Here is a 15706-nt window from a genome sequence, read left to right on the forward strand (position 1 = left end):
CAGGCCGACCTGGTAAAAGCACGGCCTGCCTGACGGCAGGCCGTTACCGGCCCGCACACAAAATATCTGACAGTCCCGATGACGTCCGCCCAATCAACGCCTTCCTTCCTGCCTCACACGCCGTAAATCCTTCCCACACCGCTTCACCCTTGATCCCACCCCCCGCGCAGGCCTACTCTAGTCACCGCGCAAACGTTTTACCCCCCCCGCCCCCATCGACAAGCCGCCACCTGGCTGGCCACGAGGCTTACTCATGTTTGATGTCGTGTCTTCGAGCAAATGGCCCACCGGCTACCTGATCAATCCCAACGTAGAGCCCCTCGATCCGAAATGGCTGAAGGAATTCAGCAAGATCCCCGCCGCCGCCGTCAGCGACTGCCTGGGTCGCAACGTCGGTGGCCTGGGTTTGAAAGCCTTCCACGGCAATGCGCCGATGCTCGGCAGTGCGCTGACGGTTCGCGTGCGCCCCGGCGACAACCTGATGATCCTCAAAGCCATGCAGATGGCCCGCCCGGGCGATGTGCTGGTGATCGACGGCAGCGCCGACCTGACCCGCGCCGTGTTCGGCGGCATCATGCGCGCCATGGCCCTCAAGGCCGGGATCGTCGGCGTGGTGATCAACGGCGCCCTGCGTGACCTCGACGAGTGGCAAACCGGTGAACTGCCGGCCTACGCCATCGGCGGCGTACACCGTGGCCCGAGCACCGACGGTGGCGGCGAAATCAACGTACCGATCTCCTGCGCCGGCATGCTGGTTGCCCCCGGTGACCTGATGATTGGCGACGGTGACGGCGTGGTAGCTGCCTCGCGCAGCGAACTGCCAGAGCTGCTGGTGCGTTGCCACGACCTGCTGGCTCGCGAAAAGGCTACGCTTGCGGCTATCGAAGCCGGAACGCTGGACCCGGATCGTTTCGACGCCATCCTGCGCGCCAAGGGTTGCCCGGTTTAACCGCCAAAAGCATCGCGGGCAAGCCTTGCTCCTACGGTTTTGAGGTTAATCTCACATCGATGATTCAACCCTGAACCTGTAGGAGCAAGGCTTGCCCGCGATGAGGCCCTCAAGGTCGCCGCTACTCACAAGGAGGTCCCCGCATGTTCGATTTCCACCCCCAGCTCAAGCAGCGTTTCGCTGCCTTGCGCACGGGCGCTGAATTTTTTTCGCTGCGCTATGTACGCGAGTCGGGTCAGTACCTGTCGGTACGCAAAAACGTTGCCGAGCCTCCAAGCCTGAGTCGCGATGAAGGGGCGATGCTGACTGCACGGGTCAATGGCGTCGAAGCCTACGCCGCGACCAACGACCTGTCGCCATCCGGCCTGCAAGCCGCCCTCGAGCGCGCCGAACGACAGGCCCGCTCGATTGCCGCCCACGCCCTGCTCGACCTGCGTCAGCAAACGGTTTCCAGCGAGCGCGCCGATTACCTGTCACCGAATCTGGAACAACCCTTCCCGTCCCTCAGCGATTGCTACCAACTGCTCGGCGCCGAATCCGCCGCCGTGCCCAAGGACGAGCGACTGGTGAACTGGCAGGTCAGCATCGGCATCACCCATGTCGAGCAGATCTACCTCAACAGCGCCGGCGCCGAACTGCGTCAGGCACAACGCTTCGTCTACCCTGGGCTGGATGTCACCGCCTACGACGGTAACGACAGCCAGACCCGCAGCCTGGGCCGCGAAAACTTCGGCCAGCAAGGTGGCGCGGACGTGATCAGCCGCTGCGGCCTGATTGGCGCCGGCCCGCACGTCGCCGACCAGGCGCTGCAATTGCTGCTGGCACCCAACACTCCGCAAGGCAAACGCGACCTGCTGCTGATGCCGGACCAAATGATGCTGCAGATCCACGAGTCCATCGGCCACCCGCTGGAACTGGACCGCATCCTCGGCGACGAGCGCAATTACGCCGGCACCAGTTTCGTCAACACCAGCGATTTCGGCAGCCTGCAATACGGCTCAAAACTGCTCAACGTGACCTTCGACCCGGACATTCCCGAGCAGCTCGCCAGCTACGGCCATGACGACGACGGCACGACGGCGAGCAAACAGTTCCTGATCCGCGAAGGCTTGCTGATCCGTCCGCTGGGTGGTGCGCTGTCGCAATTTCGTGCGGGCCTCGACGGCGTCGCCAACAGCCGCGCCTGCGGCTGGAACCGTCCGCCCATCGACCGCATGGCCAACCTCAACATCGAGCCTGGCGACCAGTCACTCGAACAGCTGATCAGCGGCATTGAACACGGCGTGCTGATGTCGACTAACCGCTCATGGTCAATTGACGATGCGCGGAATAAATTCCAGTTCGGCTGCGAGTGGGGCCAGTTGATTGAAAACGGCGAACTCAAAGGCGTGGTGAAGAACCCGAACTACCGGGGTATCTCTGCGCAGTTCTGGCGCAACCTCAGTGCGGTTGGCGACATCGGCACCTTCAAGGTGCTGGGCACGCCGAACTGCGGTAAAGGCGAACCGAACCAGGTAATCCGCGTCGGCCATGCCTCACCGGCCTGCGTGTTCAGCAACATTGATGTGTTTGGAGGAGACGCCTGATGAGTACGACGTTGAGTCAGGTCGAGCAATTCAAAGGACTGGTGGCCTGGTTGCGCAGCGCCCTGCGCGCGCCTGAGCAATTCACCCTGAGCTACGCCGCCGAATCGTCGGCGTTTGTGCGCTTCAACCACGCCAAGGTGCGTCAGGCTGGCCAGGTCCAGCAAGCCAGCGTCGGTTTCAAATTGATCAATGACGGTCGACACGCGGACCTGAGCATCACCCTCGCCGGTGATTCCGAGGTCGACCTTCAGCGCCTGGCCGAAGGTCTGCAACAGCTGCGCGAGACCCTGCCGCTGTTACCGCAGGATCCGTATCTGCTGCTCAACCACACCGGCTGGCAGAGCAAGAACATTCAGGATCACCCATTACCGGACACCGAGCAGGTGGTTGCCGAAATCGCCCGCGCCGCCGAAGGGCTCGATCTGGTTGGCTTCTACGCCGCCGGGCCGATCAGCCGGGGTTTCGCCAGTTCGTCCGGCGCCTTTGGCTGGCATCAGGCCAACAGCTTCAATTTCGACTTCAGCCTGTTCCACGCCAACGGCCAGGCGGTGAAAGCCAGCTACGCCGGGCACGACTGGAACAGCGAAGGTTTCGCCAAACGCTTCCAGCAGGCCCGCGAGCAACTGGAGTTCCTGGGGCGGCCACTGCGCACGTTGGCGCCGGGTCAATACCGCGCCTATCTGGCGCCAGCCGCTTTGGAAGAGATCGTCGGCATGCTCTGCTGGGGTGGTTTCTCCGCGCAGTCGATTGCCAGCAAAAGCAGCCCGCTGCAAAAACTCTACGCGGGTGATAGCGCGTTCAGCCCATTGCTCTCGCTGGATGAAAAAGTCAGCGGTTCCCTGAGCCCGGCGTTTTCCGGCGAAGGCTACCCGCGCAGCGATCTCGGGTTGATCGTTGCGGGCAAGGCCGGCGAGCGGCTGGTGGGCTCGCGCAGTGCCGCCGAATATGGCCTGACTGCCAACGGTGCCGGTGGCGGGGAGTCGCCAAGTGCCTTGAACATGGCCGCCGGTGTATTGCCGGAAGCCGAGATTCTCAAGCAGCTCGGCACTGGCCTGTACATCAGCAACCTGTGGTACCTGAATTACTCGGACCAACCGGCCGCACGCTTGACCGGCATGACCCGCTTCGCGACCTTCTGGGTCGAAAACGGCGAGATTCAGGCACCGGTCAGCACCATGCGCTTCGATGACAGCGCCTACAGCCTGCTCGGTTCGCAGCTGGAAGCACTGACGAGTGAGCGTGAGCTGATTCTGTCGCCCAGCACCTACAGCCAGCGGAACACGGCTTCGGCGGTGTTGCCGGGAGCGCTGGTCAGCCGCCTGACATTGACCCTGTAAAGCAATCGCGGGCAAGCCTTGCTCCTACAGGATCGGGGTTGCCACGAATCCTGCGACCGACGTAGCACTTGTAGGAGCAAGGCTTGCCCGCGATGAAGTCACCACGGACTACCTGATTTCACTCTCACACGAGGTCCCATGCCCAACCATCCGGCTCTTGATGCAATCACCGCCCGCTGGGTCCCCTGGGTGGTGGCGATTGCGTTTTTCATGCAGTCCCTCGACGGGACCATCCTCAACACCGCCCTGCCCGCCATGGCCCTCGACCTGGCAGAAGACCCACTGCGCATGCAGGGCGTGATCATCGCCTACATGCTCACAGTCGCCTTGCTGATTCCGGCGTCGGGCTGGGTCGCCGACCGCTTCGGCACCAAGAAAATCTTCTTCGGCGCGATCCTCTTGTTCAGCCTTGGTTCCTTACTCTGTGCGCTCTCCAGCACCTTGACCATGCTGGTCGGCGCCCGAGTGATTCAGGGGCTAGGCGGCGCATTGATGCTGCCGGTGGGACGACTGGTGGTGCTGCGTGCTTACCCGCGTTCGGAACTGGTGCGGATCATGGGCTTCATTACCATTCCCGGCCTGCTCGGGCCGTTGATCGGTCCGACCATGGGCGGCTGGATGGTGCAATACCTGACCTGGCACTGGATCTTCCTGATCAATCTGCCGGTCGGGCTGATCGGCTGCTACGCGGTCTGGAAGTTCATCCCGGATCTGCGCGGCTCTGAGCGCACGCGCTTCGATGGCTTGGGTTTCCTGCTGTTCGGCGCGGCGATGGTGCTGATCACCATTGCCATGGAAGGCCTGGGCGAACTGCACCTTCCGCATTTGCGGGTGATGTTGCTGCTGTTTGGTGGCATGGCGTGCCTGGCGGCGTATTGGCTGCGGGCCGGGCATATCGACAATCCGTTGTTCGCACCGGCGCTGTTCAAGACCCGGACTTTTGCCGTGGGCATTCTCGGCAACCTGTTCGCCCGGCTTGGCAGCGGCGCCCTGCCGTTTCTGGTGCCATTGCTGCTACAGGTCGCCTTGGGCTACTCGCCGTCCCTGGCCGGGATGAGCATGTTGCCGCTGGCCGCCGCGGCAATGTTCGCCAAGTCGATCGCGCGACCGCTGATCGAGCGCCTGGGTTATCGCATCGTGCTGACCAGCAACACCCTGGCGCTGGGAATCATGCTGGCGAGCATGGGCCTGGTCAGCGAGCAGACGCCTTATTGGTTGCTGCTGGTGCTGCTGGCGATACTCGGGGCGATCAACTCCTTGCAGTTCACGGCAATGAATACCGTGACCCTGATCGACCTCGACGACGCCAGCGCCAGCAGCGGCAACAGCCTGCTGTCGGTGGTCGCACAGTTGTCGCTGAGCCTCGGCGTCGCTTGCGCCGGCGCCCTGCTGGGTGGTTTCACGGCGGAGGTCGGCAACGATGGCGTGAACACGGTGCTGGGCGCCTTCCAACTAACCTTCGTCACCATCGGCATCATGGCAATGCTGGCCGCAACGATCTTTTCCCAGCTGTCCCCAAAGGATGGCCGACGGATGGTCAGCCGCGAGCACGATATCGAGCACTAACTCGTAGCAGCTGCCGAGGCACGAGGCTGCGTTGCGTGTCCGCAGGACCGCCCTCGGGGGCTACTTCGCAGCCCAACGCAGCCTCGTGCCTCGGCAGCTGCTACGACGATTTGCTACGGCTATTCGTCCAGAATTTGCAGGTGGAGCGCGCGGGACTGGTACACTGCGCGACATTTTGTTTTGCAGGCCAGTCCCGTGACCACCATCGCCACCGCTTTTAATACTTTGCCGCTGTCCGCCGCCATGCTGGCTAACCTCGACTCCCTCGGTTATGCCCAGATGACGCCGATCCAGGCGCAAAGCTTGCCGGTGATCCTCAAGGGGATGGACCTGATCGCCCAGGCCAAGACCGGCAGCGGCAAAACCGCCGCCTTCGGTATCGGCCTGCTGAACCCGATCAATCCGCGCTTCTTCGGCTGCCAGGCACTGGTGATCTGCCCGACTCGAGAGCTGGCTGACCAGGTTGCCAAGGAAATCCGCCGACTGGCCCGCGCCGAAGACAACATCAAGGTGCTGACCCTGTGTGGCGGCGTGTCGTTCGGTCCGCAGATCGGCTCGCTGGAGCACGGCGCGCACATCATCGTCGGCACTCCGGGCCGCATCCAGCAACACCTGCGCAAGGGTTCGCTGGTGCTCCACGGCCTGAACACGCTGATCCTCGACGAAGCCGACCGCATGCTCGACATGGGGTTCTACGATTCCATCGAAGAAATCATCGCCCAGTGCCCTGAGCGTCGCCAGACCCTGCTGTTCTCCGCCACGTATCCGGTAGGCATCAAGCAGCTGGCGTCGAAGTTCATGCGTAACCCGCAGCAAGTGAAGGCCGAGGCGTTCCACGACGACACCCAGATCGAACAGCGTTTCTTCGAGATTTCGCCGGAAGAACGCATGGACGCAGTGGTCAAGGTCCTCGCCCATTACCGCCCGCAGTCCACCGTCGCTTTCTGCTTCACCAAGCAGCAAGTGCAGGAAACCGTCGATCACCTGACGGCCAAAGGCATCTCGGCCGTTGGCCTGCACGGTGACCTGGAACAGCGTGATCGCGACCAGGTGCTGGCAATGTTCGCCAACCGCAGTACTTCGGTACTGGTCGCCACCGACGTCGCCGCCCGTGGTCTGGACATCGATGCGCTGGACATGGTGGTCAACGTCGAACTGGCCCGCGACTCGGAAATCCACATCCACCGCGTTGGCCGTACCGGTCGTGCCGGTGAGAAAGGCATCGCCATCAGCCTGGTCGCGCCGTCCGAAGCGCATCGCGCCCAAGCCATCGAGCAACTGCAAAAGTCGCCGCTGAGCTGGGATCAACTGGACAGCCTGACCTCCCAGGGCGGCGCCCCGCTGCTGCCGGCCATGAGCACCCTGTGCATCGGTGCCGGCCGTAAAGACAAGGTTCGCCCGGGCGACATCCTTGGCGCACTGACCGGCGATGCCGGTGTTCCAGGCGCCCAGGTCGGCAAAATCGCGATCTTCGACTACCAGGCCTATGTCGCCGTGGAGCGCAGCATCGCCAAGCAAGCCGTGCAGCGCTTGAGCGACGGCAAGATCAAAGGCCGCTCGCTGCGCGTACGGATTTTGTAAAAGATCGTCTGGCTGACAGAGATCAAATGTGGGAGCGGGCTTGCTCGCGAAGAGGGAGTGTCAGTTGGCATAAAATTGCCTGACATACCGCTTTCGCGAGCAAGCCCGCTCCCACATTGGTCCACTGGTGAATTTAAAATCTGTGTGAGGACACCGTTTTGCGCTCTACCGAAGTCGTGATCATTGGCGCTGGCGCCGCTGGGTTGATGTGTGCACTGACCGCCGCCGGGCGCGGGCGCAAGGTGATGTTGCTCGACCACGCAAACAAGGCCGGCAAGAAAATCCTCATGTCCGGTGGTGGCCGCTGCAATTTCACCAACATGTACACCGAGCCGAGCAATTTCCTCTCGCAAAACGCTCACTTCTGTAAATCCGCACTGGCGCGCTATACCCAGTGGGATTTCATCGGGATGGTGGCCAAGCACGGCGTGCCGTACCACGAGAAAAAGCTCGGCCAGCTATTCTGCGATAACAAATCCAGCGACATCCTCGGCATGCTCCTCGACGAGTGCGATCAGGTCGGCGTCAGCCTGCATCTCGACACCTCGATCCAGCAGATCGAAAAACTCGACAGCGGCTACCTGCTGGAAACCACGTTGGGCCAGTTGACCTGCGAATCGCTGGTGATCGCCACCGGCGGCCTGTCGATTCCAACCCTGGGCGCCACCGGTTTCGGCTATCAAGTGGCCAAGCAGTTCGGCCACCAGTTGCTGCCCACCCGCGCCGGCCTGGTGCCGTTCACCATCACCGACCAACTCAAAGAGCTGTGCACCGAGCTCTCCGGTACGTCGGTGGATTGTCTGGTGAGCTGCAACGATCAGAGCTTTCGCGAGAATATCCTGTTCACCCACCGCGGCCTCAGCGGCCCGGCGATTTTGCAGATTTCCTCGTTCTGGCAATCCGGCGACGCCGTCGAAATCAATCTGATGCCCGACCACGACGTGCCGAGCTGGCTGCAACAGCAGCAAGCCGAGCGTCCGAACAGCGAACTGAAAACCCTGCTCGGCGAAATCTTCACCAAGAAGATGGCCAACCTGCTGGCCGACAACTGGTTCGTCTCCAAGCCGATGAAGCAGTACACCCACGCCGAGCTGGCCGATATCGCTGCCAAACTGGCGAGCTGGACACTGGTCCCGGCCGGGACCGAAGGCTATCGCACGGCCGAAGTCACGCTCGGCGGCGTCGACACCCACGAAGTCTCGTCCAAAACCATGGAATCGCTGAAAAGCCCCGGCCTGTACTTCATCGGTGAAGTGCTGGACGTCACCGGGCACCTGGGCGGCTTCAACTTCCAATGGGCCTGGGCCTCGGGTTACGCAGCGGCGCAGTACGTCTGACTAAAGGGTGCACACAAAATAAAAGTGGGAGCGGGCTTGCTCGCGAAAGCGGTGTGTCAGGCAACTTGATGCCAACTGACACTCCCTCTTCGCGAGCAAGCCCGCTCCCACATTGAATCTATGGTGATTTGCAGATTGCAGTCACACAAGGAAGGAACAGTTTTTGCTGTCAGATGTGATCGGCGCCATTGCGTCGTCGTCATTACTGGCTCAATTTAGCTGCATTGCCCCGGAAGGCCTCCGCACTTCATGTCATCAACCTCGTTTCGTCAGACTCTGCGTCGCCTTTGGGCGCTGGATAAATTCAGCTACAGCGTGCGGGTGTTCATCGCCCTGACCGGCACCATGGCGCTGTGTTGGTATCAAAATGAAATGGGCCTGCTGATCCCGCTCTTCCTGGGGATTATCGCCAGCGCCCTGGCCGAAACCGACGACAGCTGGCAGGGCCGTCTGAATGCATTGGCGGTGACGCTGGTGTGCTTCAGCGTTGCCGCGTTCTCGGTCGAACTGCTATTCCCCTACCCATACATCTTCGTGGTCGCCCTGGCATTGGCCAGTTTCGGCCTGACCATGCTCGGCGCCTTGGGCGAACGCTATGGCGCGATTGCCTCGGCGACGTTGATTCTGTCGGTGTACACCATGATCGGTGTCGACCAGCGCGGCGGCGCGGTCACCGATTTCTGGCATGAACCGGTGTTGCTGGTGGCCGGTGCCGCCTGGTATGGCTTGCTCTCGGTGCTGTGGCAGGCGCTGTTTTCCAACCAGCCGGTGCAACAGAGCCTGGCGCGGTTGTTTCGCGAGCTGGGGTTTTACCTGAAGCTCAAATCATCGCTGTTCGAGCCGATCCGCCAGATGGACGTCGAAGCCCGCAGGCTGGAACTGGCGCAGCAGAATGGTCGCGTGGTCGCGGCGCTCAACGCCGCCAAGGAAATCATCCTGCACCGGGTCGGCAACGGTCGGCCGGGGTCGAAAGTCAGTCGCTACCTGAAACTGTATTTCCTCGCCCAGGACATCCACGAACGCGCCAGCTCTTCACACTATCCATACAACGCCCTGGCTGAAGCCTTTTTCCACAGCGACGTGCTCTTCCGCTGCCAACGCCTGCTGCGCCAGCAAGGCAAAGCCTGCCGGGCATTGGCCGAGTCGATCCAGATGCGCCAGCCGTTCGTCTATGACGACAGCTTTGCCGAAGCCCTGAGCGACCTGCACGCCTCCCTCGAACACTTGCGCATCCAGAGCAACCCGGCCTGGCGCGGTTTGCTGCGCTCATTGCGTGCACTGGCAGCCAACCTCAGCACGCTTGACCGCTTGCTCAGCGACGCGAGCAACCCCGACAGCCTGGCCGATGCCACCGACAGCAGCCTGCTCGACCGTTCACCGCGCAACCTCAAGGACGTCTGGACGCGCCTGCGCACGCAGCTGACGCCGACTTCGTTGCTGTTTCGGCATGCCCTGCGTTTGCCTCTGGCCCTGACCGTCGGCTACGGCATGGTGCACTTGATCCACCCGTCGCAAGGCTACTGGATCATCCTCACCACACTGTTTGTCTGCCAACCGAACTACGGCGCCACCCGGCGCAAACTCGGTCAGCGGATCCTCGGCACCGCGATCGGCCTGACCCTGGCCTGGGCGTTGTTCGATCTGTTCCCCAATCCACTGGTGCAGTCGAGTTTCGCGATTGCCGCCGGCGTGGTGTTCTTTATCAACCGCACCACCCGCTACACGCTGGCGACTGCGGCAATCACCTTGATGGTGCTGTTTTGCTTCAATCAGGTCGGCGACGGCTACGGGCTGTTCCTGCCAAGGCTGCTCGACACTTTGCTCGGCGGTCTGATCGCGGGGCTCGCGGTGCTGCTGTTCCTGCCGGACTGGCAGGGCCGCAGGCTGAACAAAGTGCTGGCCAACACCCTCACCTGCAACAGCATTTACCTGCGCCAGATCATGCAGCAATACGCTGTCGGCAAACGTGATGACCTGGCCTATCGGCTGGCTCGACGCAATGCCCACAACGCCGATGCGGCGCTGTCGACCACCTTGGCCAACATGCTCATGGAGCCGGGGCATTTCCGTAAGGAAGCCGACGTCGGCTTCCGTTTCCTGGTGCTTTCCCACACCTTGCTCAGCTACCTCTCGGGCCTCGGCGCACACCGTGAAATCCAGCTACCTGCTGATATTCGGGAACAGTTGATCAACGGTGCCGGCGTCAGTCTGGCGACCAGCATCGACGAAATCGCCCAAGGGCTGGCGAGCAAATCGCCGATTGCGATTCAGAGCGACGAAGAAGAAGCCCTGGCCGCCGGACTTGAACAAATGCCTGACGAGATCGACGAAGGTCAGCGTCTGGTGCAAACCCAACTGGGGTTGATCTGCCGGCAACTAGGACCGTTGCGCACGCTGGCGGCACATTTGATCAAGGATACGAGCGAGGATTGAAATCTGTGGTGACCGGGCTGACGCATTCGCGAGCAAGCCCGCTCCCACAGGGGATTTGTTGTGTACGAGAGATCTACAGCCGACACAGATCTACTGTGGGAGCGGGCTTGCTCGCGAAGAGGCCCGCACAGTCACCGTGACTTTCCGAGACATTACATCCCATGCTGCCTGAGCAATCGCTCATAGCTGCCATCCTCCTTCATCGCTGCAATCTCGCGGTCGAATCCGGCAACAATCTGTTCATGGTCGGGGTTCTTCAGGCTGACCAGAATATGCAGGCTGTTTTCACTCAGAGGATTGGGCAGGAACTCCACGGCATTGCGCACTTTGGAGGATTCGCGCGCCAGGTAATAGCGGGCAACGTATTCGTCTTCCAGGGTCAGCTTCACCCGGTCAGCGGCGAGCATGCGCACCGCCATGGGGAAGTTGTGCACCTGCACTTTCTGCAAGGCGGCGTCACCGTCAAACGCGGGTGAATAGGCGTAGCCGCGTACCACGGCAACCGGATAGGTGTGCAGCTGCTGCAAGTTGTTGTATTCGATCGGCGTGTCTTTACGCTTGAGGAAACGTATCCGGTTGAGCAGGTACTCACTGGAAAACTGCCCGATATGGGTGCGCTCCTCGTTGAACCAGGCATTGACCAGCACGTCGTAACGCCCTTCGCCCACACCCAGCAAAGCCCTGGCCCAAGGCACCTGCTCGAAATCACTGGCATAACCCGCCCGCGCCAGCGCAGTACTGACAATATCGGTTGCCACCCCGCCATTGACCAGCGTGGCATCGGTAAAGGGGGGCCAGGCATCGGCCACCAGTCGCAGTTTTTCTGCTGTGGCGGCCTGGCTCAGCAACAGCAATCCAATCAAAGCAACAGCTCGATGCAATCGCGGCATGCTAAAAAATCCTTAGCGGGCGGGCAGCCCAGCGTGTTTTTAGCCAAAACTCGAAGGCCTGTGTGCCCAATAGCAGCCACAACCCAGGCCCTAACAGTAGTTCATTGAAGCCACAACAAACCGCTAAAAATCAGATTACACAAAGAAGACAACGTCGCGAGAAATGAATGATGGCATTTTGGCCCTTATCACAGTTTTTTTGCCACAAGACATCCCGCTGCGGGACGCTTAGTATCGGAGCGACGTTGTTCAAGGAATGTGAAGATGACAATTGATTGGGTCTGCAAACACCACAGCGATCTGGGCAAAGAGCAGTTGTACGCCATTCTGCAGTTGCGCACGCAAGTGTTCGTCGTTGAGCAGAAATGCGCCTATCAGGAAGTCGATGGGCTGGACCTGGACGGTGACACCTGCCACTTGATGGCCTGGGACGGCGATCAGCTGGTGGCCTACCTGCGTTTGCTCGACCCGATCTCACAGGGCGGCGACGTGGTCATCGGCCGTGTGGTGATTGCCCCTCAGGCGCGGGGCCAGGGCCTGGGTCATGAGTTGATGGCGCAGGGGCTCAAGCAGGCTGAGAAATACTGGCCTGAAGTGCCGATCTATCTGTCGGCCCAGGCACATTTGCAGGGGTATTACGGGAGGTACGGGTTTGTCGTGGTGGGTGAGGAATACCTGGAGGATGACATTCCGCATATCGGGATGCGCCGTCCTTGAGTCTTGTGTCGGACTCGGAATCCACCCCTCACCCCAGCCCTCTCCCCTCTGGGGAGAGGGGGCGATCTAAAGCGAACATCTCCGTCAGGGATATTCCAGCACCGCTTTGATCTGCTGAAGATTGCGCTCGATCCAGCTCGGATCAATCGCCCCCCAGCTCAGGATCCGATAACGCCCGGCATGATTGCGCCCGCCCTCTTCCTGCTCGAACTCGCACACGATATCCAGATCGGCCAACGCGGCAATGGTGTCCTGGGCTGTACGCCGCGGCATGCCGGTGACCTCGGTGAGTGCCGGGACGTTGCTGGCCAGACCACTGTCGATCAGGTACGCCACGTACAAACGGCGGTAGAAGCTGCTTTTGGTCTTGCTGACGTCCATTCCCACACTCCCGATTCCAATGTTTACTGCATATCCCGCCACGTCAGGTACACCCGCAAGTCGAACTCCAACTGGTGATAGCCCGGCAGCATATGCTCGCACAGCTTGTAGAAAGCCTTGTTGTGATCGGACTCCTTGAAGTGCGCGAGTTCATGCACCACGATCATTTTCAGAAACTGCGGCGCGGCGTCCTTGAATAACGAGGCGATACGAATTTCTTTCTTGGCCTTGAGCTTGCCGCCCTGCACGCGCGAGATCGCCGTGTGCAGGCCGAGGGCACGGTGGGTCAGGTCGAGACGGTTGTCGAACAGCACTTTGTCGATGGCCGGCGCATTGCGCAGGTATTCCTGTTTCAACTCCAGCGCGTAGCTGTACAGCGCCTTGTCACTCTGCACCGCGTGCTTGTCCGGGTAACGCTGGCTCAGGTAGTCGCCCAGTCGATCCTGATCGATCAACTGGCGCACTTGGTCTTGCAAGGCAGCGGGATAAGCCTGGAGGTACTTCAGCGCGGTCATGGGTCAACAACAGAGTGACGAAAGACCGCCAGTGTAGCGAATTCAGGCGGTCAGCGCGCTCCAGTCAAACGGCTGCGCAAAGCCACCGGCATCCTCGGCCATCAGCGGCCTGGCCACCAGGAACCCTTGCACATACTGGCAACCGTTGGCCTCAAGCCATCGATACTGTGCAACGGTCTCCACGCCTTCGGCGATCACCAACATACCGAATTCCCCGCACAACTCTATGACACTGCGCACCAGCGCTGCATCCCGAGGCGAATCGGGTATCCGGGCAATCAGGTGCCGGTCGAGCTTGAGTGTGTCCAACTGCAGATCGCGTAAATGCGCCAACGAGCACGGCCCCGAACCAAAGTCATCCAGTGCCACGCGCACCCCGAGGTGGCGCAACAGACGCAGCTGTTTACGTGACTCATCAACATTTTGTATCAACGCATCTTCGGTGATTTCAACTTCCAGCTGACACGGCTGCAGCTCATGACGCTCCAGCACCTGACGCAACTCGGTGACCAGGTTCGGCATGCCGAACTGGGTGCTGCTCAAACTCACAGCAAGTACCAGATCCTTGGCAAACAGGGTTTCCCAGGCTTTACGCTGCTTGGCGCCGCGATGGTAAATCCAGCTGCCGAGACGACTGATCAGCCGCGCCTCTTCCAGCAGTGGCAAAAACAACCCCGGCGGGACATCGCCGACACTCGGGTGCTGCCAGCGCAGCAACGCTTCAAACCCGCGTACACGACCGTCGGCAATCGCCACCTGGGGTTGATACACCAGGTTGAAATCCTGATTTTCGATGGCTGTGCGCACGCTTTCTTCGAGCATCAGCCGCGAGCGCGCGCGACCGTTCATTTCATGGTCGTAGAAGCGATATTGCTGGCGCCCGGCACGCTTGGCCTCGTACATCGCGATGTCTGAGGCGCGCAGCAAGCCGTCAAGGTTAGAACCGCAATCGGGATAGGTTGCAATGCCGATGCTCGCGCCGAGCACCACATCCAGTCCTTCAATTTGCTGACAGATCGAGATTCGCTCGATGAGCTTCTCGGCAATCTTCGCCGCTTGCTCGGGAAACTCCAGATCGAGCAACGCCGTGAACTCATCACCGCCCATGCGCGCCAGAATATCGAATGGCCGAAGACAGGCTTTCAACTGCTCGGACACCCAACGCAGCACCCGGTCACCGGCATCGTGGCCCAGGGAATCGTTGACCCGTTTGAAGCCATCCAGGTCCAGGTACAACAACACCCACGCGCTGTCGGAACGCTCACCGCGCAATAGCAGGTTTTCCGCAGTCTGGTAGAAGCCACGGCGATTGAGCAGCCCGGTCAGCGGGTCTGTGACGGCCTGGAACTCCAGCTGTTGATGCAGATGGCGCACCACCGACATGTCGAGCACGGTCACCACCATCGCCCGCTGTTCGGACGGCAATGGCGCGCAGGACAGCGCCACCGGCACTTGCTGACCCGGCGCGGTGCGCAGGATTGCATCGTGCACGCGCCAGGTCTCACCCCGTTGATAACCGGCATAAATGTCAGATTCAGCCCACACCGGCACGTGCGGCTTTTGCAGGAAATCCACGAACTCCGCGCCTTGCAATTCGGTGACCGTCGCATTGAGCAGGCGGGACATGGCCGGGTTGGCGAAGCGGATCAGGCCGTCATCACCCACCACCAGAATCCCTTCGGCGGCGTTATCCAGCACCGAGGCATTGAAGGCGCGCGCGGCTTCCAGATCCTGGCTCAAGCGCTGCAAGGCGCGGCGATTGCGCTGGTGTTCAAGCAGGGCCTGGACTTTCGGTTTGAGGATTTGCGGGTCAAACGGTTTGAACAGGTAATCCACTGCGCCACTGGCATAGCCCTTGATCACAGCATCCTGGGACTGTTCGTTGGCGGTCAGGAAAATGATCGGGGTCAAACGGGTACGCTGGCTACCGCGCATCAAACGTGCCACTTCAAAACCGTCCATCTCTGGCATCTGCACATCGAGCAGCACCAGGTCGATTTCATGTTCGAGTAACAGGCTCAAGGCTTCAAAGCCGGAAGCCGCGGTCATCACCTGCCAGTCCTGGCGCTGTAACAACGCACGCATGCTGATCAGGTTTTCAGGATAATCATCCACGATTAGAAGAACTGAGCTGCCTTCAACTGGCTTGGGTTGCGCGCATTCCATGCTGCTTCTCTTTTGGTGACGTCAGGCCGGTACCGTCGAAAAAAACCGGACAACTCCACTCTAGACCGGGATCTGCCAAAGCAGTAGGCATCATCACGCCATCACCGATGGCAAAGCCTCAGACTCCGACTAACGGTCAGTTCCGAAGCCAGCAATACTGGGAAAAGCGGTAATTCGACAGAACGTTGACGCCAGTTATCCGCCAGACGGGCATTAACAAACACCTGTTCTACGCTTATAAAGACTGC

Annotated in this window: 12 protein-coding genes; 8 read left to right on the forward strand and 4 right to left on the reverse strand. The window is 60.7% G+C overall.

Annotation, left to right across the window (positions count from 1 at the left end; genetic code table 11):
• Positions 1-253 precede the first annotated feature (253 nt).
• From AC3WK5_RS23710 to yccS, 7 genes are all read left to right on the forward strand, one after another.
• A complete protein-coding gene (locus tag AC3WK5_RS23710; protein WP_019694022.1) occupies positions 254-949 on the forward strand; it encodes an RraA family protein in 696 nt (231 codons plus the stop codon).
• A 143-nt stretch (positions 950-1092) separates the two neighbouring features.
• Entirely contained in the window at positions 1093-2535 is a 1443-nt protein-coding gene (locus AC3WK5_RS23715; protein WP_103320375.1) for a TldD/PmbA family protein, read from the forward strand.
• A complete protein-coding gene (locus AC3WK5_RS23720; protein ID WP_103320372.1) occupies positions 2535-3872 on the forward strand; it encodes a TldD/PmbA family protein in 1338 nt (445 codons plus the stop codon). Before AC3WK5_RS23715 ends, AC3WK5_RS23720 begins: the two co-directional genes overlap by 1 nt.
• 138 nt (positions 3873-4010) lie before the next feature.
• Positions 4011-5438: a multidrug transporter subunit MdtD gene (gene mdtD, locus AC3WK5_RS23725; RefSeq protein WP_103320370.1), complete on the forward strand. Its 1428-nt coding sequence runs from the start codon at positions 4011-4013 to the stop codon at positions 5436-5438.
• Between the two features lie 243 nt (positions 5439-5681).
• Entirely contained in the window at positions 5682-7019 is a 1338-nt protein-coding gene (gene dbpA, locus AC3WK5_RS23730; RefSeq protein WP_237142987.1) for an ATP-dependent RNA helicase DbpA, read from the forward strand.
• Between the two features lie 158 nt (positions 7020-7177).
• A complete protein-coding gene (locus tag AC3WK5_RS23735) occupies positions 7178-8356 on the forward strand; it encodes a BaiN/RdsA family NAD(P)/FAD-dependent oxidoreductase (protein WP_054594403.1) in 1179 nt (392 codons plus the stop codon).
• Positions 8357-8605: 249 nt separating this feature from the next.
• The gene (gene yccS / locus AC3WK5_RS23740) at positions 8606-10789 is read left to right on the forward strand and encodes a YccS family putative transporter (protein ID WP_103320365.1); all 2184 of its coding nucleotides are present in this window, start codon (positions 8606-8608) and stop codon (positions 10787-10789) included.
• A gap of 152 nt (positions 10790-10941) precedes the next feature.
• On the opposite strand, the gene AC3WK5_RS23745 is transcribed toward yccS, so the two are convergent.
• Entirely contained in the window at positions 10942-11679 is a 738-nt protein-coding gene (locus AC3WK5_RS23745; protein WP_054594405.1) for a substrate-binding periplasmic protein, read from the reverse strand.
• A 264-nt stretch (positions 11680-11943) separates the two neighbouring features.
• On the opposite strand from AC3WK5_RS23745, the gene AC3WK5_RS23750 reads away from it, so the two are divergent.
• Positions 11944-12396: a GNAT family N-acetyltransferase gene (locus tag AC3WK5_RS23750; RefSeq protein ID WP_054594406.1), complete on the forward strand. Its 453-nt coding sequence runs from the start codon at positions 11944-11946 to the stop codon at positions 12394-12396.
• A gap of 84 nt (positions 12397-12480) precedes the next feature.
• On the opposite strand, the gene AC3WK5_RS23755 is transcribed toward AC3WK5_RS23750, so the two are convergent.
• The 3 genes from AC3WK5_RS23755 to AC3WK5_RS23765 are packed head-to-tail and all read right to left on the reverse strand — an operon-like array spanning position 12481 to position 15458.
• Entirely contained in the window at positions 12481-12777 is a 297-nt protein-coding gene (locus AC3WK5_RS23755; RefSeq protein ID WP_103320363.1) for a winged helix-turn-helix domain-containing protein, read from the reverse strand.
• 23 nt (positions 12778-12800) lie between these two features.
• Positions 12801-13292 carry a M48 metallopeptidase family protein gene (locus AC3WK5_RS23760; protein ID WP_019694032.1) on the reverse strand — a complete coding sequence of 164 codons (492 nt, stop codon included), beginning with the start codon at positions 13290-13292 and terminating at the stop codon, positions 12801-12803.
• A gap of 42 nt (positions 13293-13334) precedes the next feature.
• Positions 13335-15458 (reverse strand): putative bifunctional diguanylate cyclase/phosphodiesterase, encoded by a 2124-nt coding sequence (locus AC3WK5_RS23765; protein WP_103320361.1) that lies wholly within the window; start codon positions 15456-15458, stop codon positions 13335-13337.
• Positions 15459-15706: the final 248 nt, after the last annotated feature.

Source organism: Pseudomonas sp. FW306-02-D09B (assembly GCF_058782685.1).

Bases quoted from the DNA above. Each gene is read 5' to 3' on its own strand.
- AC3WK5_RS23750 (WP_054594406.1), top strand. From the start codon at position 11,944: ATGACAATTGATTGGGTCTGCAAACACCACAGCGATCTGGGCAAAGAG.
- AC3WK5_RS23765 (WP_103320361.1), bottom strand. From the start codon at position 15,458: ATGGAATGCGCGCAACCCAAGCCAGTTGAAGGCAGCTCAGTTCTTCTA.
- dbpA (WP_237142987.1), top strand. From the start codon at position 5,682: ATGCTGGCTAACCTCGACTCCCTCGGTTATGCCCAGATGACGCCGATC.
- yccS (WP_103320365.1), top strand. From the start codon at position 8,606: ATGTCATCAACCTCGTTTCGTCAGACTCTGCGTCGCCTTTGGGCGCTG.
- AC3WK5_RS23760 (WP_019694032.1), bottom strand. From the start codon at position 13,292: ATGACCGCGCTGAAGTACCTCCAGGCTTATCCCGCTGCCTTGCAAGAC.
- mdtD (WP_103320370.1), top strand. From the start codon at position 4,011: ATGCCCAACCATCCGGCTCTTGATGCAATCACCGCCCGCTGGGTCCCC.
- AC3WK5_RS23755 (WP_103320363.1), bottom strand. From the start codon at position 12,777: ATGGACGTCAGCAAGACCAAAAGCAGCTTCTACCGCCGTTTGTACGTG.
- AC3WK5_RS23745 (WP_054594405.1), bottom strand. From the start codon at position 11,679: ATGCCGCGATTGCATCGAGCTGTTGCTTTGATTGGATTGCTGTTGCTG.
- AC3WK5_RS23715 (WP_103320375.1), top strand. From the start codon at position 1,093: ATGTTCGATTTCCACCCCCAGCTCAAGCAGCGTTTCGCTGCCTTGCGC.
- AC3WK5_RS23710 (WP_019694022.1), top strand. From the start codon at position 254: ATGTTTGATGTCGTGTCTTCGAGCAAATGGCCCACCGGCTACCTGATC.
- AC3WK5_RS23720 (WP_103320372.1), top strand. From the start codon at position 2,535: ATGAGTACGACGTTGAGTCAGGTCGAGCAATTCAAAGGACTGGTGGCC.